Annotated in this window: 16 protein-coding genes and 1 pseudogene; 9 read left to right on the top strand and 8 right to left on the bottom strand. The window is 67.1% G+C overall.

Features of this window, described 5'->3' with window-relative positions; all coding sequences use genetic code 11:
• Positions 1–16: 16 nt before the first annotated feature.
• Genes ACNJ7E_RS14865 through ACNJ7E_RS14840 form a run of 6 tightly spaced genes read right to left on the bottom strand, consistent with a single transcriptional unit; the run spans position 17 to position 8292 of the window.
• Positions 17–1564: a peptidoglycan DD-metalloendopeptidase family protein gene (locus ACNJ7E_RS14865; protein WP_418340236.1), complete on the bottom strand. Its 1548-nt coding sequence runs from the start codon at positions 1562–1564 to the stop codon at positions 17–19.
• Positions 1561–2406 (bottom strand): hypothetical protein, encoded by an 846-nt coding sequence (locus ACNJ7E_RS14860; protein WP_418340235.1) that lies wholly within the window; start codon positions 2404–2406, stop codon positions 1561–1563. Before ACNJ7E_RS14860 ends, ACNJ7E_RS14865 begins: the two co-directional genes overlap by 4 nt.
• Positions 2406–4502, bottom strand: a complete 2097-nt coding sequence (locus ACNJ7E_RS14855) for a hypothetical protein (protein ID WP_418340234.1) — start codon at positions 4500–4502, stop codon at positions 2406–2408. The genes ACNJ7E_RS14860 and ACNJ7E_RS14855 overlap by 1 nt, the downstream gene beginning before the upstream one ends.
• Positions 4499–7534 (bottom strand): ATP-binding protein, encoded by a 3036-nt coding sequence (locus ACNJ7E_RS14850; RefSeq protein ID WP_418340233.1) that lies wholly within the window; start codon positions 7532–7534, stop codon positions 4499–4501. The genes ACNJ7E_RS14855 and ACNJ7E_RS14850 overlap by 4 nt, the downstream gene beginning before the upstream one ends.
• Complete coding sequence (locus ACNJ7E_RS14845) at positions 7531–7929, bottom strand: hypothetical protein (RefSeq protein WP_418340232.1); 399 nt, start codon at positions 7927–7929, stop codon at positions 7531–7533. The genes ACNJ7E_RS14850 and ACNJ7E_RS14845 overlap by 4 nt, the downstream gene beginning before the upstream one ends.
• Before the next feature lie 36 nt (positions 7930–7965).
• Positions 7966–8292 carry a hypothetical protein gene (locus ACNJ7E_RS14840; RefSeq protein WP_418340231.1) on the bottom strand — a complete coding sequence of 109 codons (327 nt, stop codon included), beginning with the start codon at positions 8290–8292 and terminating at the stop codon, positions 7966–7968.
• Between the two features lie 1199 nt (positions 8293–9491).
• On the opposite strand from ACNJ7E_RS14840, the gene ACNJ7E_RS14835 reads away from it, so the two are divergent.
• From ACNJ7E_RS14835 to ACNJ7E_RS14795, 9 genes and pseudogenes are all read left to right on the top strand, one after another.
• On the top strand, positions 9492–11570 hold the full coding sequence (locus tag ACNJ7E_RS14835; protein ID WP_418340230.1) for an FtsK/SpoIIIE domain-containing protein: 2079 nt from the start codon (positions 9492–9494) through the stop codon (positions 11568–11570).
• A 34-nt stretch (positions 11571–11604) separates the two neighbouring features.
• Positions 11605–11817: a hypothetical protein gene (locus ACNJ7E_RS14830; protein ID WP_418340229.1), complete on the top strand. Its 213-nt coding sequence runs from the start codon at positions 11605–11607 to the stop codon at positions 11815–11817.
• A 51-nt stretch (positions 11818–11868) separates the two neighbouring features.
• Entirely contained in the window at positions 11869–12210 is a 342-nt protein-coding gene (locus ACNJ7E_RS14825) for a hypothetical protein (RefSeq protein WP_095866426.1), read from the top strand.
• 5 nt (positions 12211–12215) lie between these two features.
• Positions 12216–13538 carry a nucleotide-binding protein gene (locus tag ACNJ7E_RS14820; RefSeq protein WP_418340228.1) on the top strand — a complete coding sequence of 441 codons (1323 nt, stop codon included), beginning with the start codon at positions 12216–12218 and terminating at the stop codon, positions 13536–13538.
• An 81-nt stretch (positions 13539–13619) separates the two neighbouring features.
• Positions 13620–14978 (top strand): hypothetical protein, encoded by a 1359-nt coding sequence (locus ACNJ7E_RS14815; RefSeq protein ID WP_418340227.1) that lies wholly within the window; start codon positions 13620–13622, stop codon positions 14976–14978.
• Between the two features lie 20 nt (positions 14979–14998).
• Positions 14999–15724, top strand: a complete 726-nt coding sequence (locus ACNJ7E_RS14810; protein ID WP_418340226.1) for a DUF8176 domain-containing protein — start codon at positions 14999–15001, stop codon at positions 15722–15724.
• 70 nt (positions 15725–15794) lie between these two features.
• Positions 15795–16319, top strand: coding sequence for a hypothetical protein (locus ACNJ7E_RS14805; protein WP_418340225.1), 525 nt, complete (start codon positions 15795–15797; stop codon positions 16317–16319).
• A gap of 21 nt (positions 16320–16340) precedes the next feature.
• Positions 16341–17867: pseudogene (locus ACNJ7E_RS14800) on the top strand (RecQ family ATP-dependent DNA helicase); the annotation flags it as partial.
• Positions 17868–18373: 506 nt separating this feature from the next.
• The gene (locus ACNJ7E_RS14795; protein ID WP_418340224.1) at positions 18374–19423 is read left to right on the top strand and encodes an abortive infection family protein; all 1050 of its coding nucleotides are present in this window, start codon (positions 18374–18376) and stop codon (positions 19421–19423) included.
• 62 nt (positions 19424–19485) lie between these two features.
• Here ACNJ7E_RS14795 and ACNJ7E_RS14790 read toward each other — a convergent pair whose 3' ends face one another.
• Positions 19486–19734 carry a hypothetical protein gene (locus ACNJ7E_RS14790; protein WP_418340223.1) on the bottom strand — a complete coding sequence of 83 codons (249 nt, stop codon included), beginning with the start codon at positions 19732–19734 and terminating at the stop codon, positions 19486–19488.
• Between the two features lie 51 nt (positions 19735–19785).
• Complete coding sequence (locus ACNJ7E_RS14785; protein WP_418340222.1) at positions 19786–20238, bottom strand: hypothetical protein; 453 nt, start codon at positions 20236–20238, stop codon at positions 19786–19788.
• Positions 20239–20534: the final 296 nt, after the last annotated feature.

Here is a 20534-nt window from a genome sequence, read left to right as displayed (position 1 = left end):
GCGGGCAGTCCACTCATCACATCACCCTCCGTGCCTTCATCCCGCTCATTAATGACGCTTCCTTCACGACGTCACCCGTGGTCGGGGCGTGGATCATGCGCCCACCTCCCAGCGCGACGCCGACGTGACCCGGTCCGGAAGCGGCCCAGGATCCGAAGACGAGGTCGCCTGGTTGGGCCTGATCGATCGGGATCTCGATGCCGACGGTCCACTGCTGCTCCGAGGTCCGTGGCAGTGTGACCTTGCCACCGCTGCCGGTGAAGATCGCGTAGCTGGTCAGTCCGGAGCAGTCGAAGCCACCACCGGACGGTCCGCCGGTGCTACCTCCACCCCAGACATACGGGGTGCCGAGGTACTGCCGCGCGGCCGCAACGACCTGGCCGCCGTCCTTCGACCCGTTCGGGACCAGGCGGCCGGTGGAACTCAGGGACGTGTACTTGGCCTGACCGAGGACGATCTTCGCGACGTAGTTCTGAGTCTCGGCATACGGGGGAATGCCGCGGTGAGCCTGCACCGCACCGAAACCGGCGTTGTACGCGGCCAGCGACAGCTCGACCGGATCTCCGGTCACGGTGCCGGCCGCGAGCGCGGCGTTGACCTGGTCGTTGAGGGCGCACATGAAATGCCCTTGAGCCATGACGGCGTCGCCGATCGAATTGGGGTCGACCTTGCCGTCGCCGTCGTAGTCCTTGCCCCAGGTCGCCCAGGTTCCGGGCATGAACTGCGCGGGCCCGAGCGCACCCGACGGTGAGACTGGGGCGTTGGCGCCGTGCCGAAACTGATTCTCGGCGTAGAGCTGCGAGGACAGGATCGGGGGCCGAATGCCGGGGCAGATGCTGCCGGCTTTACGGATCCACGGGTCGAATTCTGGTGGCACCGATCCGGCGGCCAGCTCGCCGCCACCGACGGTGCCGAAGCCCGCGCAGTCGATCGGCGATGTCGCGGCCGCGAGCTCAATGTTGTCCGAATCCGCGGCGGTATTGGTGGTCGTTGCGGCGCCGCCGAGCTTGGTCATCGGGTCGACGGCGGTGCCGCCTTGGAAGCGGCCGCCTTCCCAGTACTCGAAATGCAGGTGGGCGCCGGTGGACTCACCGTCGTTGCCGATATTGGCGATGTGGTCACCGGCCTTGACCTGCTGGCCTTCACGGGCGATCAGCCCGTCGGCGAACATGTGCCCGTACACGGTAGAGACCGGTGTGTCGCCGACGAGGGAATCGACGACGATCCAGTGCCCGAATCCCGTGGCCGTACCGGAGCGGACCACGACGCCGTCGAGGGCGGCGTAGATCGGTGTGCCGACGGAGCCGGCGAAGTCGACGCCCTTGTGCTCGGTACCCCATCGCGGCCCGAAACCGGAGGTGAACGTGGTGGTCCCCGCCTTCGTGGGCGCAGTGATCGGCCCGGACGCCCGCATCTGGCCACCAGTGCTCGGGTCGTTGCCGGCGGAGGTGGTCTTGCACCGATCGTGAGGAATGACCGGCTGGGGCGCGCACGCCGTTGTCCCGAGGACTGTGGTGGCCGCTGCCGCGAGGAGCAGCGCGGTCCCGCGTCGGCGCAGGGTCACAGGGCCCCCGGGATCGGCGTGTCGAGTTCGGGGATCGGGATCGGTCCGGGCACCGGCACAGGTGTCGGCTCGGAGTCGGACGAAGCCGGCGGTGACGGCTCGGAATCGGACGTAGCCGTCGGTGTGGGCTCCGTCGCCGAAGTCGTCGCCGAGGTTGTCGTCGATGGTGCGGTGGTCGTGCGCGAGGTGAGCGCGGGGTCGCTCACCAGGGACGGGGAGGTACTGAGCTTGCCGACCTCGTCGCGGTCGAGGGTGGGAAAGGGGTTCTGGACCTGCCATTTCGTCCCGTTCGGGGACTCGGCCACCTGCACGGTCACGCGCAGGTCGCCGGCCTGGGTGGGGATGGTGACCTCGGCCCGCCGATCGCCACCGGTGCCGGTGCCGGTGACGATCTCGCTGGTCGTGGGCCCGGTGATCGCCACCGGTACCTGGGGACGTGCGGCGACGATCGTGTCACCGGGGGTGTCGGTGGTGTATCGGCCGAGCTTGGTCCTCCACTCGGTATTCGACTGGGAGATGTCGACGTAGCTGTGCGCGTAGGCCATCGCGGTGGCCGGGGCACTCTTCGCGATCGCGGCCGCGGTCTTGCCCGCGATGGCCGACTCGGTCACCTCGACGAGGTCGTAGGTGATCTCGTCTGACGGCGCCGCGGTGGTGGTCGTTGAGCCGGTCGTTGCCGCTCTGGTTGACGTATTTGTGGGCGTGAGGGGTTCCCCGAACATGGAGCCGGCGAGGAACAGGACTCCGAGGACGGCGGCCACGCTGATCGTGAGGTTGGTGCGCGAGTACAGCACCCACCGACGGATCGGCGCGAGGACCGGGTTCCCGGCGGGGCGGGCCATCAGCTGTACCTCTCGCTCGGGTGCTTGCGCACTTCGGGAGCCAGGGACGGCTCGTACAGGCGGGCGTTCGACCGAGGCGGAGTCGAATTGCCGGAGGCTGCCGACATGGCGGGCACCCTCTCGGGTGAGACGTCCTTGCGGGTCGGGGTGAAGACTTTCGTCGGGGCGATGGCAGAACCCGCTCCGCCGTCCCAGGTCTCACTGACTCGCGGCGCGCTACCGTGGCTCGCTCCGCCCCCTGAACGGTTGGCTCTACCGCCACCGGAGCCGAGCGCACTCAGGACTGCGCTGCGGCCGCGGCCGCCGCGGGTGTGGCTGTGGCTGTTGTTCTGCTCGTGGTCGTCGCCCTTGCTGCCCGCCCCGGTGCGGCTCTGGGAATCCTTGCGTGCGTCCGTCAGCCGCTGCAGGAGATCCATCTTCTTGCGGGCCGTGATGCGGGACTGATCAGTTTCGTGCCGGCGCCGTTGGTTGAGCTCGCGCCCCTCCGGACGGGCCGGGGCTGCCGAGTTGCTGCCCGAGTCGTTCTCGTCGGTGCCGCCGTCCTTGGTCTTCTTGCGCAGCGCCCCGACGCCCTCCTCGACCATCGCGCCGGCCGGGCCGCCGACGACCGCGCTGGCGCCCTTGAAGAACTTCTGCTTCACCGAGGACTGAGCATGACGGGCCTTGCGGTTGAGAGCGCCGGCGCGGTTCTGGGTGAAGGTCTGAGAAACTCGCTTGAACGGCCGCATGATGAACCAGCACACCAGGGTCAAGATGACCATGAACCACAGCCGCCACGACCCGTCAACCTGCCCGTTGTCGGTGACATACAATTTCACCAGGGCCATCAGGTACAGCGAGACGATTACCGCACCGGCCACCCCCCAGATGTAGGCGCTGGCCAGCATGCGGCACACCCGCATCAACGTTCCCGCGTGCACGGCCGCGAGCGGTACCCAGATCGGTGCGAACAAGATGGCCAGGCGAATCGCGAGCAGCGCAATCAGCTTCAGCACGGATGCACCGATCCACAGGATGGACGGCATACCGACCTTGACCATCGCCATGAAGCCGATGGCGAGGCGACCGGAGTCCTTGCCCTGGAACGTGTAGTAGGACAGCCCGTACTTCTCGCTGAGTGGCTGGACGATGTTCTCGCGAAAAGCCTGCTCCTTCTTGGCCTTCAGGTCGCTCTCGACACTGGAGTCCGGTGCGTTCTGGATCTGCTGTTGTTCCTCGTAGGAGAACGCGAGCGTGTCGCGCAGCTTGGGACCGAGCTTGTTGTCGTCGTCGTGATAGTTCGGGCCGAACCAGCCCTTGCGCCAGTCGTCGAGGAAGATGTCGTCGAGCAGCACGTCCCGGGGTCCTTTGCCGCCGCCGCCGGAGACCGAGAGCATCTCGTTCTGTGTATCGGTGATCACGGCCCCGAAGGTGTCGTCGGCGAGTCGGATGGCCTGCTGAGGTGCGCCGACGAGCAGTGCGCCGAGGGCGAGAGCTGCCCCGCCGACGGCCAGGGATTTCGTGACGCCGGCCGCGTTCGATTTGAGTGCGTGCCAGAGCACGATCACGGCGGCCGCGATCAATCCGATACCGAGCCAGTCACCGTAGATGCCGAGCATGCCATTCGAGATCGAGGAGACGACCCCGTCGAACTGCTCCATTGCGGGTGCGATCCCGGCGTCCTCGGCAGCCTGACCGGTCTTGGTTTGATCGTCGAGCCAGAATGCGGCCGCGGCCAGGGACTTCCCGACCCCGAGGAAGATGTTGCCCCAATTGGTGTCGGTCACCGCTCCCGGGGCGCGCACCAGATCCGCGCCGCAACCGAGATCGTAGGTGTACCACTGCAGGCCGGCCCACCCGTAGTCCGTGTATCCGGTGCCCCCGTTGCCGGGGCGGTCCGTGCTGGTCGCGTCGAAAACAGCGGGGAACGCCCCCTTCGGGTACTCCGGGGCGGGAACCTCGTCGCACGCGAAACCGCTGGCCGCCGCGACGGGGGAGTTCGGGCCGACCAACAACGGGGCCAGCACCAGCGCCAAGACGGCCAGAAGCCGCCCCAGCCGCCCCGCCAGCCGCCGATTCGAGGTCATCTGATGGCTGGGGGACCGCTGCGCGTTCATGCGGCACCTCCGAGGACGTTCTTCGCGGTACTCGAGTTCAACGCGGCGAACACGTGAGACAGGTGCACGAAGTGGACCCAGCTCGACCGGACCAGTTCGACGTCGTCGGCCATCCGGACCATCCACCGGCGGGCCTGATCCTGGTAGGAGGTGTCGGTGTCCTCGTCGAGGGTGTCCTCACCGCCGCTGCCGAGTTCGGCGAGGAAAGCCTCGAAACCCTGCCCGGCAGGGAGTTTGAGGAGCTTGAGAGCCCCGTCGATGGCGTGCGGGTCGCCGCCGACATCGCCCACGAAAACCTCATAGGTCAGGGCCGTCTTGTCGTCGGTGCCGTCCAGGCCGAGGAAGTCGTCGGGCAGCTGCGAGCACACCAGGGCGCGGACCTTGAACTTGCGTGAGTCGCGGGCGATCCGCAGGTTCAGGGTGCGGCCGGCACCGGTGGATTCGAGGTACTTGTTCTCGTCGAGGAACAGCACCTTGCGGACATGCCTCGGCTTTTCGTAGACCAGCCGATTCGCCAGCCACGCGGCCATGTGCATCAGCGGAGCGGTCATCCGCTGCTGCGGTGTCCACTGCGAGGAGGGAACACCCTCCGGGGGAAGCTGCAGACCGGGCATCGTTAGGATGGTCAGCCGGATATCGATATCGAAGTCGTCGACGCCGCTGCCAACCGTGCCGGCCTCGGGAAACAGCACCCGGGCCTCGGCGAGCCGCGACATCAACTCCAGCTGCTGATACACACCACTGGCGCAGGTGCGCACGGCCTGATCGGGATCGGTCTCACCGATCGCCTTGATGGCGTCGAGGGCTTCGCCCAGATTGTGGTCGCGATCCCCACCGACCCGATTGGCGGCCAGGTGCAGCACCGATTCGGTGTGCTCGAGATGCAGATGCCGTTCGGTGAGCATCATCTTCAGCACCGACACCGCGACCTCGACCCGCTCGGCGGCCGCGGCGCGCATGTCCGCGTCGTACTTCGCCTGCGCCGCAGCGAACGGGTCCGCGGCCCGCGCGAAGTCCGGATGGCCGGTGTCGTACTCGGGGTCATCGCGCCGCGGGTCGATGATCACCCGGTACGGGTTGAGCGCCCCGGGGCGGGAGTCACGGCCGGTGAGCGCGTAGACCCGGGCGATGTCCCGGAACTCGGGCAGATTCGCCAGTTCCTTCAGCGGCCCCGAGGGGTCGAGGACGACACCGTAGGCGCCCGCGCGCACCGCCTGGTAGACGATCATCCCGGCCAGGAACGTCTTACCGGAGCCGGGCACCGCGACGATAGGGGTCAGCCCGGACTTGTGCTTGATCTCGTGCGCGGCGAAGCAATCCCAAATCACCGGGCGCGGCGCGATCGACGACGTCTCCCCGAGCACCACTCCGCGGCGGTCACCGATCCGGTCACCGGCGGTGGCCATGCCCGCGGCCACTGCTTCGACATCCATGTGCCGTGTGTGGGCGATGTTCGCGAGCGGCTCGCCGGGGATGAATTCGCGCAGCAGCTGGAACTGACCGTGCTCCTGCTCGAGGGCGATGTGCGGCTTGTACATCTCCCGCAGACCCGCCACCTTCTTGCGGGCCTCGTCCGGGGTCGCTCCGACGACGGCGACCCGGTACCAACCCGAGGTGCGAGTGGAGAGCCCGGAATGGTCTTCCTCGACGTCGGAGATGACGTCCTGGACGCGGGCGTGCTGCTCAGCCAACTCCTGAGGCGGTGACTGATCGTGTTCGACGGTGTAGTGGTCGAACTGATGCTCGATCCTTCCCGTCAGCGCGCGCATGGTCCGGATGGTTTTCGCCTTGTCGTGCAGCTCGATCCGATCCGACCATTCGAGCGGCTCCCCGGACGGGTCGCCGATGACCTGCCAGGGCAGCATCCGCTCCGGGATCGGTAGCGGTGCCATCCGGCCGACGGTGAGCACGATGACCGCACCGGTGTAGCGGCGGCCCTCGACGAGGCCGGAGACGGTGGTGTAGCCGTCACCGGGGGTCAGGGACAGGTCGGTGAGGTCCTCGAGGGCGGCGACATCACCCTCTTCCCAGTCACCGCCTCCCGCGGTCGCGCCACCCGCAGTCAGGGGCAGACCGATCGTCGCCGAACGCCGCAGCAGGTAGTCGACTGCAGCCGGCGCGGCAGGGGCGGCGTTGACGCCCCGGCCGGCCATGATCCGTTCCAGCTCGGCGAGATGATCGGCAAGCGCCTTCTCCTCACGGGCGAACGCGTCGTCGGCCCAGCCGGTCATCAGAGACGAGAGCGCACCCAGCAGAGGCCAGCTCGCGACGTAACCGAGGGTGTTGGCGAGGTAGTCGAGACCGACCCCGAGCACCGACCGCTGCGGCAGTTCGATGCCCCAGTAGCGGCCCTTGATCGTCGCGTTCGACCACAGCATCGCGTGCTGCTGGCCGCGCAGATACTCCGCCCACGACAGCGCGCCCGGAACGTCGTCGATCGGCGCAGCCCACTGGTCGTGGTCTTTGGCCCACTGCTCGACAGGAAACGGGGTGCGGACCAGACGCCGGTGCAAGCGCTGAACACCGGCCTGCTGCAGGTTGGTCAGCACCATCGCCTCGTCCCGGATGAAGCGCCGCTGCTTGCCGACGGTGCGGAAGTTCCACGGCCCCTGCTTCTGCACGAACCACGCCGTCGACGTGCGTGAGGTGCGGGTGATGTGACCGGATGTCCCGGTCAGCTGCAGCCGCACCGACTTCCGGGCACGATCGGCACGCTTCTTCGCCGCCGCCTTCTCCCGGTCGGCTGGGGTCTTCCGTCGACGCTTGGAGCCCTTGCGGGGACGCTCCCGCGTACGGGTGTCCTCGGCCAGAGTGGCCGGGCCTCTTTCCCGGGCCTCGACCTCCTCGGACACCTCGGCCACCGGGTGCGGAGGGAACTCCACTTCCGACCACGCCCGGGGGCCCGGTTGCGGGGACGCGCTCTGCCGCCCCGCAGCCCACGACGGCGGCAACGCTCCCGGCGGGATCACCGGCACCGGGTCCTCGAGCTGAGGGTCGAACAATGATGCGATGTCGTTGTCGTACGTGGTCATCGGTGTGCGTCCTCACCGTCGATGCGGGCCGTGTCAGGTCGGGAGAAAGCGGTCAGCCGGTCGGGGAGGGTGACGAACACCGTCTCCCCTGCCTTCGGAGGCCGTGGGGCGTTGAGATCGTTGAAGGCCGCCTTGAGCACCGACCTCAGTGGGCGGTCCGGGGTGACGTACTTGGCGATGTGATGGGTGATGAACACGGTCACCAGGAGCATCATCATCAGCGGCCGGAACCCGAGCGGAACGTGGACGATCGCGCGGGCGATCAGGAACACCGCCACGAAGACCAAGACGCCGACCGCCAGCGAGGTATAGCGGATCCGCACCGGGAAGGTGTAGCCGGTCGGACCGAGGTAGTGGCGGTCCACCCGATACAGCAGGTCGTCATTGTTGATCACCGATCGCTCCTTTCGCCGCGCAGGCACATCACGTGATCAGGCGTTGATTCCGACGAGGCCGAGGAGGAAATTGCCGATTCCGGTGGCCGCGGTTTGCGAGGAGGCGATCCCCACATAGGCCAGCCCCACCAAGCCCAGACCGCCGACTGTGAAGACCTTCGACAAGTTCCCGCGTAGACCGCCGGTCAGGACGACGCAGGCGAGCACGATCAGGATCGTGAAGACCACGTTGTTCTTGATCCATGCCTGGAGGTTGTCGGTCTTCACCTCGGCTTCCTGGGCGAGGGTTGTGACGTCGGGCCCGTGCAGGGGGTGGGCCGCCGCGTTCGACAAGTCGACGACGGTGGAAGCGATAGCGAACATGATGCCTCTCCAACAGGTTGCGAACCGATGCCACGAATGTGGTTGCGCGAGACCGTAGGAGAAGTGACCGAAAGTTCTCAACCAGCCTTGTGGATAACTTTGTCCCGGGCATCGACACCAGGGCCCGATCCGGGTGGAAGCGCCCGTCGGAGACCGGTTCGCAACGGACCCCGCTCAGGCCGTCGGCAAGGCCGGCCGGGCAACAGCCTTCGCTGAGTGGGCGACGACACCCGAACCGGGGCGGAAGATCGTCACGGCTTGGCCTCCTCCGCGAGGCCCGTGTGTTGGCCCGCGGCGTGCACGGTGACACACCCCGATGACGGCGATGCTCGAGGGGGTGCCTTCGCGGGGGTCTTCCGTGGTGCATCGGCACACGCTGCGCAGGGGTCTTGTCCGCTGTTCGTTTCGGACTCCGGAAAAGGGCCTGCGCCACAAGCGCTGACGAGGTGAGGGAGACCGTGCCGGCAGCGCGGCGTGAGCTAGGCCCGGACGGGGTTCCGAGACAGGGGGTCAGCGAGCGATGAGAAGGCCTGGCTCAGAGGAGTGCAATCAGGCGGCGCCACAGGGGGTGCTTCGGACCGCTTCGAAAGAGGGGCGAAAACGCCCTCCCCTTCGGGGTCACTCCCCCCGGCCCTTCGGGCCTAGGGGGGAGTGTACCTTTGGAAATCCCGCCGCGCCAACCCATTTCGGAGAGTGCAGCTCAGAGGCTGTGCGAGACGGTCGGAAGGGGCACAGGCAGCGGGGTCGATCAGCGGCTCGATGACGACGCCCAGCGGCCAGCCCGGCAGCCCCAGAGGACACCGTTTCGGGCCACCGCGCACCACCCGTGAGAGTGGTTTCCGCACCCTCGTTCGGACGCTTCGCTGACGGTCCGCGCGAGCCGTCTCGGAGGGTCCGCCACGGCCCTCGAAAAAGGGGGTCGTGGACACCGTCCCCAGAGGCTCTCCGAGACCACCTCCGCATGGTCGCTTCGAGGTCCCGGACACGGGCTCCGGCGTGGATGCCTCAGAGACCCCGACACATCCAGCGCACGCACCGCAACGACCCTCCACAACGGTGCCGCAACCAGGCCCTCCGAACGGGCACAAAAAGTTATCCACAGGGCTGGTTGAGCCAAACCGTGCAGTCCTGCCAAGGTGCACATCCACAACGCCCGACCACACAGGCACCGGGCTCGACACGACGAGAGGAGCGAGGCGATGGCGCAGCGAGATCCGCTGAAGGACTTCCTCGTCGAGCTGTTCGGTCCGGGACCGGGCAGTCGCAACGCTCGCGCCGAGCAGGCGGCCGCGGCGAAGCCCGCCGTCGCCCCCTACCGGACCTTCGCCCCCATTCCGGTAGCCGCTGCCGGCCTCGCCTTCTACGCACCCGAATTGGCGGAGACCCCCGTCGTCGAGACGGTCAACGTTATGGGCGAGATCCTCGCCGCACTCCACGAGCACACGCTGCCGCTCGCACTCCTCGGCGCAGCCTGGTCCGCAGTCGACATCGCCCGGTTCCGTGGCCACCGCCAGCGGGTGATGCTCGAGGCTCAGATCCGCCAGACCACCCGGCACCTGCCGGTCAAAGTAAGCGTGCCGTTCCCGCCCGGCATCGGCACGTTGCGGACCGCGAAGATCAAGCTGCCGCGCGGTGCGATCATCCGCCCGAAGGAGATGGACGAATTCACCGCCGCAGTCCGCGGATCGGCTGGGTCGCGCACCGGGAAGTACACCTACACCGTCCGCCATGACGCGCACCGCGACCGGATTCTGATTACCCGCAAACTGACCGAGGCGGACACCCGCTCGGCGCGTCACAAGGCGCTCGAGCTGGCACTCAAAGATGGCCCGCTCAAGGACCCGGTCGTCACCGTCGACACCCGCGACGAGAACGGTCTCGAGACCGGCTACATGATCACCTTCACTCCCTCGCTCAACAGTGGGGCACGCGGCTTCCAGACCAAGGTCGAGGAAGCGCTCGCCTCCCTTGCCGGTGACCACGAGTCGGGCCGTACCTGGGCCACCCAGTGGACCCCGTCCGAAGGGTTCTTGGTGATGCGGCTGCGGGCGCCGCTGCCCACCCGTGTCGATCACCCGCTCGAGTTGGTCGACGAGAACCTGCGCCACCTGCCGTACGCGACCGGGGCCGGCGACCTGAGTCTGTTCTGGGATGTCTCGACGAAGTCGAACAAGCCGCACGCGTTGATCGTCGGCCCGACCGGGGGCGGCAAGACCTCGGTGATCCGCACTCTGCTCACCGAGGCGGCTCGCCGCGGTATCCCGTTCCTCGGGGTCGATCCGAAGATGATCGAACTCGACGGTCTCGAGGGCTACCCCGGGTGTGCTGCGATCGTCTACGACTTTGTCCGCGCGGCGATGCTGGTGCGCGCCCTGCACGCGGAGATGATGGCCCGTAACCGGTACGTGCACGTGAAGAAGATCGAACCGTCCCAGCTGCCGTTGATGATCGCGGTGCTCGACGAGTTCTTCATCCTCTCCGGGAAGTGGCAGGCGCTAGCCAAGACGGGTGACGACGAAACCCGTGCACTGCTCAAAGAACTCGATCCGCTCGGCGCGTGGGCGGACCTCGCTGTCCTCGCCCGTTCGGCCGGCATCCGCCTGCTGCTCGGGGTGCAACGCCCGGACGCCTCGCTGTTTGGTGGTGCCTCCGGTAATGCCCGTGACAACTTCGGCACCCGCATGAGCCTCGGTCACCTCTCCCAGGATGGTGCGCTGATGATGTGGGGCGACTCCACGGTTGGCCGCGAGGTCGACACCTCCGTCCCCGGCCGCGGCGTGGTCACCTCACTCGACGGATCCCCGGTGGATGCGCAGATGTGGTGGACCCCGAACGTCGACCCGCACCCGAACAAATGGAACCAGCTCTCGGAGGCAGAAAAGGCGATCGTGCGAGGACTGACCCCAGTCGAGCCGCCGACGTTGCAGTTCTACTCGAAGGAACTGCGCGATTTCGTCGAATCCGAACGAGTTCTGGCACAGCTGGCGCGCGAGCGCGGGGATGTTCTCGAGCCGGTCGTGCTCGGTGACAGCCCTGCTGACGCGATCCCGGCCTCGGCCGTCACCGAGGGGATGGTCATCCTCCTCGACGACGACCAGGGCAACGAGGTTCCGGTGACCGTCGACGCGGTCACCGTCATCCGCGACAAGGACACCGGTGACGTCCTCGAAACGACGCTGTCGATCGGCACCGGCGGGCGACTGAAAACCAACGTCCACTACGGCCCCACCGACGTGGTGTTCCTTCCCGAACCCGACCAGGTCCTCACGACCGTCTGACACGCCCACAGAGCCTCAAACGAAAGGAATCGCAATGACCGACAAGACCGACGCCCACGACATCTGCACAGTCCTCGACACAGTCCTCGGCCTCCCACGCCACGACGAAGCATCCGACACCCACCGGTATGCCCCCGGCGGTGCCTTCACCGCAGCAGTGCCAGGGATTTCCGTGGCCGGCGCAGCGGCCCTCGCCGGGGGCACGATCGGCGGCCTTCTCGGGCCGATCACCGCCCCGCGCCTCTGAACCTCACCCACCCGCTATTCATCGCACAGCCCACACCAGGAGGACCCAGTCATGAGCCGCCGCATCTCCCAGTCCATCACCCCCACCACCGAGGACGTCACGATCCTGCGGGAGCCGTTCGCGACGAAGGGCGGAAACGACCCTGTGATCACCGAACTGCGCAGGGTTCTCAAGGACGCGGTGCCGACCTGGCTGCCCAAGCTCTCCGACGACCAGGAACTCACCCGCTCCCGGCTCGACGAGTTCAAGGCCGCAGTCACGTTGCGCCGCCAGATCATCGAGGTGCTCCCGGACGGTCAGGCCCGCACCGACGCACTCGCCGCGCTCGACAACGCCGACAAAACCGTGGCCGAGATGGACTCCGAGCTGTCCGTCGGCGCATTCGGAGGGTGACCCCCGTGAACGCATTCACTGTCGAGATCCTCTCGGATACCACCGCGCGTATCGCGGGGACCGACGAGGAGATCGTCGCCACCGACGGGAAGCCGATCCAAAACCGCATCTACGAGTACAGCCAGGCGCGTGCGATGGAAGCGGGCGGCCCGGTGGAGGTCGCGGTGCAGCGTTCGGGACGTTCAACCCAGATCACGGTCTCACCCGACGGCACCGCGTCGCGGTCCGCCCCGACCGGCCCCATCGAACCCGTGGTGCCCACTGCGCCAGCCATCCTGGAACCGTATGAAGACGCCGTTCCCGAGCCGGTCAGTGTCACGGTCGAGCCCATCGGCCACTCGGCTCGCCGGGCCCCCGACGAGGGCCGCCCGCGCGGCCCCGCAGCCAGCACGCCCCGCCTGGCGGTTTCGGCGCTGGTGGCGCCCGAGGTCACCCCGGGCGCCGGGGAACCCGCGCGTCTGGGGATGCGCGGCCGGCTCAACGCGGTCCTCGGTCTCAGCCTTTCTCCGAAGGCAAACTCGGCCGAGATGCGGCTGCGCGCATCCGAAGCGACGATCATCAGCCCGATTCCCGACTTCTCGGTCGTGACCGTGGCCAACTGCAAGGGCGGGGTCGGCAAGACTCCGTTTGCGGTGGCCCTGGCCCAGATGCTGGCGACCGTGCGCGGCGGCAGCACGGTCGCGTGCGCGGATCTCGCCGAGATCGGCGGCAGCCTCGCCGATCGGGTCGGTGTTCCTCCCACCGAGGGGCGCGATGTGGTCGGACTGCTGGCCGCCCACACCGATGCCGCGGCCGCGATCCGGCCATCGGCACTGTCGCGATACATGACCCGCCAGCCGTCCGGTGAAGACATCGTCGCCGGCCGCCGAGGCGCGGAGTCGGGACTGAGCTACGACGACGCCGCAAAACTGGCCGACATCCTCGCCCAGCACCGCGACATCCTCGTTGCCGACACCGGCAACAACCCCCTCGCCGGCAGCTGGCAGTGGGCGATCTCGGCCGCCGACGTGCTCGTTATCCCGGCCCCGCTGCGCTTCGACGCCGCCTCGTCCGCCGAACGGTTGCTGCAGCACCTGTCCGCCACGGGCAGCGACGTTCTCAACCGCACGATCGTCGTCATCACCGACGGTCCGGGCGATGCGCCGATCGTCGAACACGACGCCGTCGAGGCGTTCTGCAAATACGCAGTGCCGGTGTTGCGGATGCCCTTCGAGCCGTTGTTCGCCTCCGGTGAACGCATCGTCCCCGCCAGACTCCGTCCCGCCACCACGACGTCGCTGACCGTGATCGCCGCGACCGTCGTCGAACTGATGACCGCCGCGCGCTGATCCGGCCACCCTCGCACCCGCCCCGCCCAGGTCTCTCTCCGCCCCCGAATCTCCCGTCATTCACGAAAGGCAGCAACCGAGATGAGCACTTCCGATAACCGCGCCGCACGCCGACAGATCGGCCGGCACCGTAAGCACAGCGCCCCGATCGGAGCCACCGCGGCGGTCGTGGCCGCCTGCATCGCCGCGGGTCTGTCCCTCGCCCCCTCGGCGAACGCCGCACCCGGTCAGGCCGGAATCACCGACAACGGCGGCCAGGCCGGCGTGACCAACGAGGGCGGCCAGGCCGGCGTCAACACCCCCACCCCCGAGCCCGCCGCGCCCGCACAGGAAGCCGACAACGGCGGTGGCACGACCGAGGATTGGGACACCTACATCCCGATCCCGGTGGAGTACCAGAACGCTCCGACCCGTTCGGTGCCCACCTACAACGAGCCCACCTACTACTACGCCCCGGAGCCGTCGGCAGAGTCCGACGAGCAAGTGGTCCCGGAGGCGTACCGGGCACCGGAACCTGCCCCCGAGCCGGGCAAGCCCGTCGCCCCGATCCAGGCGGCCCCCGACACCTACCGCTTCGGCGCACTCAGCGGCCCGCGGCCCGACTGGCTCCCCCGGGAGGAGGCGGACAAGCTCAACAACACCTCGTCCATTCTCGAAGCTCAGGGTGCGACGTTCTTCAACTCGCTCGGCATCGAGACGACCCGCTCGGACCGGATCGCGGCAGGCGCCACTGCCGGTGTCGTCCTCGGTGCGGCAACCGGTGCGGTCGTCGCCGGTGTGCCCGCCGCAACTCTCGGTGCCGCCGGTGGCGCGGTCATCGGCACGGTCGCAGGAGTATCGATCATGGGACCGGTCGGCGCGATTACGGTGCCCATCGTCGGCGCGGTTCCCGGCGCGGTCGCCGGCGGCGCCGCCGGTGCGGGTATCGGTGCTGCAAGTGGCGCCGCAGCCGTCGGGCTCCCGGCTGCTGTTGCCGGTGCCGCAGTCGGTGGCGCTATCGGTGGTGCCATCGGCGCCGCATACGGCGCAGGCGAGAACATGGGCGAGGCACCCGAACCCGCCCCGGCACCGGCCCCCGAGGCCCCGGCAGTCGAGTCCGCCCCGGCGCCCGCTCCCGAGCCCGCCCCGGTGATCGACCTGGAGCCGGCGGCCGCATTCGTCGAGCAGAACACCCAGGCCGCAGCACAGTTCGCCGACACCGCCACCGCCAGCTCCACCGGCAGCGCAGTCCTCGAGCAGGCCACCGACTGGGCGGAACAGGCCGCACCGGCCGCCACCCCGGCCGTCGACCAGGTCCAGGACGCCGGGGCACAGGCCGCCTCCTGGGTGGCCGAACAGCCCGGCGGCAACCAGCTCCTCGAGGCCAGTGCCGACCTGCGCACCGCCATGCCGAACGAGGTCAACACGCTCCTGTCGACCTTCGAGAACGCCGCAGCCTAACCAGGAAAGAGGTGGTGGCCGTGAACCGGCCGAGCATCACACCGCGCAACTCGACCCGGCATCCGGCAGTGATCGACACTCTCGGGGCCGCACCCACCACCACGGCGACGCCGGGCCGACGCAGCACGACCGCGTCGCCCGGCGGCCGCGCCGACCTGACCGCACCAGCGCAGCACCCGACCCCACCGAAACGAGCACGCAAGGTGGCCCTTCCAGGCGGCAAGAAAATCGCCGTCGCCGCCGCGGTGGCCATCGCCGCGGCCAGTGCCGTCGGCTGGAGTGTCCTGCAGCCCGACGAGTCCGCAACAACCACGCCAGCAGCCCCGTCGGCGGCCGCACTCGACGAGCTGGTCACTCCCGCCCCCACACAGGCGCCCGAGGCCGCACAAAGCCCCACAGCCGCCAGTGACGTCGGCGACGAGTGCCGCACCGACCGCGGAGACCAGAAGAGCGGGGAAGGGGTGATCGCCGCGTTCGAACACGCCTACTACGTGACCCGATCCGGACAGGCCGCCCGCGCCCTCGCCGCACCGGACTCGCCGCTCCCGGCACCGGAGAAGATCCAGGCCGGCATCGACACCGTCCCGATCGGAACCAACTACTGCCTGCGCACCATCACCATCTCCGGCGGCCACTACTCGGTGGTCCTCTCCGAGATGCGCCCCGGTCAACCAGCGACCCAGTTCACCCAGACCATCACCACCAAACAGATCGACGGCCGCTGGTTCGTCGACGTCATCACCTAAACACCGTCACACGCATCGAGGCGGCCGGCCACGTGCCGGCCGCCTTCGCGATCCCGGAGAGGACCAACAGATGAGCGTGCACCACATCCGCAGATCCGCAGCCGCCACCGCCGTGGCCGTGGGCGCGTTGGCTGCGCTGACCGCGTGCGGCGGCGACGACGGCCGCGCCGCGGCCAGTGTGTCCGCATCTCAAAGCGGCACCGTCGTCACCGATTCCAGCGACGACCTCGGCAGCATCATCATCGGCTGGGGAGAACAGCACTCCGACAACGAGATCACCACACCCAAACCCGAAGACGTCACCGCCCGATGCTTCGGCAACGGAGACGACCTGGCCGTCGAGATCAGCGCCCCCCACGGCTGGATCATCAAGACCTCACACCCGTCGCAGGTGCTGACCGTCGAGAACACCGACCAGGGCCTCTCCGGCGACATCGACACCACGAACAAGTACCTCGACAGCCTGAGATCGGTGGACTGGTCGCAGCCCGACCAACTCGACATCGCCGCCACCGCCGCGGCCCCGCAGGACTGGAACTCCCCCTACGGCACCGGCCGGGTCTACCTGTCCGTGCACATCGACTGCACCCAGTAGCGACCCCCGCCAGAACCCAGAATGACGAGGAAACAAGTGGATGACCAGCAAGAACGACACGTCCCCACCCTGGCTCCGCCGGTAAATCTTCGCGATCACGCGGAAGAGCTGCTGCGCGACATTGCAGGACCGCACGCGGCATTGCATCAAGACCAATGGACAGCTATCGAAGCGCTCGTCGTGCACCGCAAACGTGCCCTGGTGGTGCAGCGGACAGGGTGGGGAAAGTCTGCGGTGTATTTCGTGGCCGCGAGGCTACTGCGATCGCGAAAGATGGGCCCCACGGTGATCGTGTCACCGTTGCTGGCTTTGATGCGAAACCAAGTCGGAGCAGCGCAGCGTGGGGGAGTGCTCGCGGCCACGATCAATTCCGACAACTTCAGCGAGTGGGAGAGCATCCGCACCGATATAGCCGCCGATCGGGTCGATGTGCTGTTGATCAGCCCCGAGCGCCTGATCAATCCACGCTTCCGTGAGGAGGTGTTGCCAGTCCTCGCCGCGACCGCGGGCCTGGTCGTCATCGATGAGGCGCACTGTGTCTCGGACTGGGGGCACGACTTCCGGCCCTCGTACAGGGCCATCGCCGGCCTCCTCGCTCAGCTGCCGGACGGCATTCCAGTCCTAGCGACCACCGCCACGGCCAACGACCGCGTGATTGCCGACGTTGCCGCCCAGCTCGGCGTCGGAGCCAGCGACAGCAACGACGGCGCGATCGTCCTGCGGGGCGGTTTGGACCGGCCCTCGCTGCACCTGTCCGTAACTCACCTCGACGATCACGTCGACCGCGGCATCTGGCTGGCAGATCGGCTCGGTGACCTGCCGGGCTCGGGCATCATCTACGCCCTGACTATCGCCGCGGCCGGAGAACTGGAGACCGCACTCTCGGAGCGCGGACACAGTGTTTGCGTCTACACCGGGAGAACCGACGCCGACAAGCGCGTAGCGCTCGAAGCGGATCTTCTGGCCAACAGAGTGAAAGCACTTGTCGCGACATCCGCATTGGGCATGGGCTTCGACAAGCCCGACCTCGGGTTTGTCATCCATGTGGGCGCACCAGCGTCCCCGATCTCGTACTACCAGCAGATCGGCCGCGCCGGCCGCGCCACGGACCGAGCGGAAGTGATCCTGCTTCCGGGCCGAGAGGACCAGGAAATCTGGGACTACTTCGGGTCCCTCGCATTCCCCCGCGAAGAGGTTGTCCGGCGACTACTCGACACACTCGACAAGAAGAAGCCCCACACGATCAAGGCGCTAGCGGAGAAAACCGAACTTCATCGCCGGAGGACGGAGATGGTCCTGCGCGTCCTCGAGGTAGACGGCGTAGTGCGGCGAGTACGCGCCGGGTGGATCGACACTGGAGCACGGTGGACGTACGACCGTGAACGCTACGAGGGACTCGAGGACGCTCGGAACGCCGAGCAACAGGCCATGATCGACTACCAGCACACCGATAGCTGCCGCATGGCTTTCCTTCGTCGACAACTCGACGACCCAGACCTCGACGACAACACAGAATGCGGACGGTGCGACACCTGCGCGGGGAGAAGAGCGAGTAATCAGCCAATCCTGCCTGTAGCGGAACTCCAGGACCTTTGATGACTGGGCGGCTCACTCACTAGCGGCGGGGGCGGGACCGAAACTCGCGGATCCCGATCCGGCCGATCTGTTCTCGGAATCATCGTCATCTACCTCCTGGAGGCTGTATCGCCAGGTAGAGACGGATCGGAACAAACACGCCGTGAAAACCTATAGCCCATATGGCAGCTATACGCCATATGGGCTTTCAGGCGCGCCCAGGCGCCGCCCGAGGTCGGATTTCACCCCAGCCGATCCGCCGCGTCGCCGATCGACGGTCTCCCGGCCGGTCAGGAACGCCGCCGCCGGCGATGCGGGTTCAGCACGGATAACCGCGGGCTGTGAAGGACGCCTTGGAGGCCGTCGATCGAGTGCTGGGATGCTGCAGACGCCAGGCGGAGTTCATGAGCGAAGATGATCCCCACCCGTGCTGTGGCGGCGCAGTGTCCTACGGGTGCCAGGGACCCGAAGGAAGTGACGTGACGGCCGCCAAGCCCTCCCGGGCGGCTGACTGCAATGCTGTAGATGTGGACGATGCATACAGACGATTCGACATTGAGCGTCCGGAACACCTGCCGGAAGATCATTGGGCGTGCATCGCCCGTGAGGCTGATCGCCTGGGTCGGTCACTCGATGCCGGCGACGTATCGCAGGCCCTCTCTGATATCAAATGCCTTGTCGAGAGCATTTCCCGCGTTGTGCTCGACATAGACGGCACCCCAGCCGATCCCAGGGCTGACTTTGACACTCTTGTCAATCGGGCGCACACATTGTTGGCGGGACAGCCTGGCCATCAGCTCGCCAATACGTCTCTGTTCGGTGACTTAGCCACGCAGGCGAGCAAGATCGCGAGAAATCTGGCGAAGATCAGAAATGCGTACGGCGGCGGACACGGAAGATCGCGTACGCCGGAGGTAAATGCCGAGATGTTGATCTTGGCGCTGGATGGTGGACTGCTGTGGGCGCGCTGGGCGTTGCGACGAATTGGCTACTTCGCTATCGGACGCCCGACGGTGCTAATCGACGACCTGGTGGTGCAGTCGAAAGTCTTTCGTGCAGGAGACCTGCAGAAGCGGCTTCTCGCGGCCAACCTGTCCTCGCTCGAACCGCACCACCAACGCAGCATTGGAGTTGCCGTCGGTCAGCGCGTGATGCGAGGAACGTTCGTCGTACGAGGCGATGGGCTTGACCCCTGTCTCGCTTCGGATGATCTCAATACCTGGCCCCGTGACTACCGAATTGGTCTCGCCTATGGGTTGTGGTTTGACCCGGACAATCGACTCACCCTCACATCGCAATCGTTGAAGGACGCGCTGCAGGTGCTTGAACCGGTGCCAGACTGCATGACGGAAATTGAGGAATGGGTTGCACGTATCAAAAGCGAACCTGTGCCGAGTTCGTTAGCCGCTCCGTGGTCGGTAAGTCATGCTGCAGCTGAAGATATTCGGAGCCGAATACCACGACGATCGGCGGAGGAAGGTGCAGCGCTGGCCGCACTCGCCGATCACCTTAATCCCGACCCGTTCTAGCGCACGCTTTTGCAACTGCGTTGGTTACAGGTCTTGGGTGGGTTCGGCGAGCATGGCGATGGTTAGGGTCGGGTGCCGGTGAATCGGACCTGGTTGCGGGTGAGCTCGGACAGGTGGTCGAGCAGGCCCTGGTAGGAGCGGGCTTCCCGAGGGTGCCGTCGGCGGTGGTCTTGCGGGCCGCCTTGCTGCTGGCGGCGGCTGATCCCGTCGCCGGGGTGACGGGATCCTCGCGGGCGGGCGGGGTTTCGTCGGTGTAGGTCAGCGGGGCCCAGATGCCAGGTCAGGTAGGCGGCGAGCCTGCCGATCAACACGTGCGAGCGATCAACACGTGCGAGCCGATCCGGCCGTGGATGGGCGCAGGTTCAGGTCGTCGGCCTTGACTCTGCGGAAGCGTTCGACGGGGCGAGGTTCATGGAGGCGGTGATGACCCCTGCGAGGTCGAGTTCGCCGGCGGGTACGGAGGTGCGCAGCACGTAGATGCCGTCGAGGGCAGCCGCGGCGTCGATCCAGACTTGTCTGCGAGTGACGCTCTTACCGGTGTCGGTGATATCTGAACGTGCAGGTGTTTGGCCCTCTTGTATCTGCCGAGGACGGCGCCGATCTCGATCGATCTTGTTGGCCCTGATCACTCGGCGCACGTGCTGCTGCGCGTTGGCTGTAATGGTGTTGTGACCTGGTGTGATGCCATGTCCCCGGTTTGTGATGTGGGGGTGCCGGCGACGTGCCGGGGGAGTGCCCGGCGCTGGGGTGTCGGCGGGCGCGCGGGTGTCTGTTTCGTCCGGTTTCGAGCCGTTTTGAAAGTTGTTGATTGGCAATATGTTTCGGTAATTAGTTGTTGAGTAAGTATTTACGTGTGTTGTGCACAAATGTCAAGTTGTAAGGTTCTAAATCAATTGTGGATCAACAGATATGGGAGTTTTGAGTTTTCGCTTATTTTGGGTTGCGTGGGGGGTGGGGTGGTATGCTGTGGGTATGACATGGAGCGGTGAGGGAAGGCGAGTGGGCGGCGGGTCGGGCACACCCCCACCTCCCCAGCCTCGTTGGGGTGCGGGGGACCGGATCGAACGGGATGAATAAAAGCGCAGGTGAGACCCTAATCTCGGAAACTCAG

Source organism: Rhodococcus mengyinensis (assembly GCF_048381435.1).
Taxonomy (GTDB): domain Bacteria; phylum Actinomycetota; class Actinomycetes; order Mycobacteriales; family Mycobacteriaceae; genus Rhodococcus_F; species Rhodococcus_F opacus_D.
Note: the sequence above shows the minus strand (reverse complement) of the source record. Positions and strands in the feature narration are given on the sequence as shown.

Coding starts and splice junctions, on each gene's coding strand:
- ACNJ7E_RS14860 (WP_418340235.1), bottom strand. CDS start 2,406: ATGGCCCGCCCCGCCGGGAACCCGGTCCTCGCGCCGATCCGTCGGTGG.
- ACNJ7E_RS14855 (WP_418340234.1), bottom strand. CDS start 4,502: ATGAACGCGCAGCGGTCCCCCAGCCATCAGATGACCTCGAATCGGCGG.
- ACNJ7E_RS14850 (WP_418340233.1), bottom strand. CDS start 7,534: ATGACCACGTACGACAACGACATCGCATCATTGTTCGACCCTCAGCTC.
- ACNJ7E_RS14840 (WP_418340231.1), bottom strand. CDS start 8,292: ATGTTCGCTATCGCTTCCACCGTCGTCGACTTGTCGAACGCGGCGGCC.
- ACNJ7E_RS14835 (WP_418340230.1), top strand. CDS start 9,492: ATGGCGCAGCGAGATCCGCTGAAGGACTTCCTCGTCGAGCTGTTCGGT.
- ACNJ7E_RS14830 (WP_418340229.1), top strand. CDS start 11,605: ATGACCGACAAGACCGACGCCCACGACATCTGCACAGTCCTCGACACA.
- ACNJ7E_RS14825 (WP_095866426.1), top strand. CDS start 11,869: ATGAGCCGCCGCATCTCCCAGTCCATCACCCCCACCACCGAGGACGTC.
- ACNJ7E_RS14815 (WP_418340227.1), top strand. CDS start 13,620: ATGAGCACTTCCGATAACCGCGCCGCACGCCGACAGATCGGCCGGCAC.
- ACNJ7E_RS14805 (WP_418340225.1), top strand. CDS start 15,795: ATGAGCGTGCACCACATCCGCAGATCCGCAGCCGCCACCGCCGTGGCC.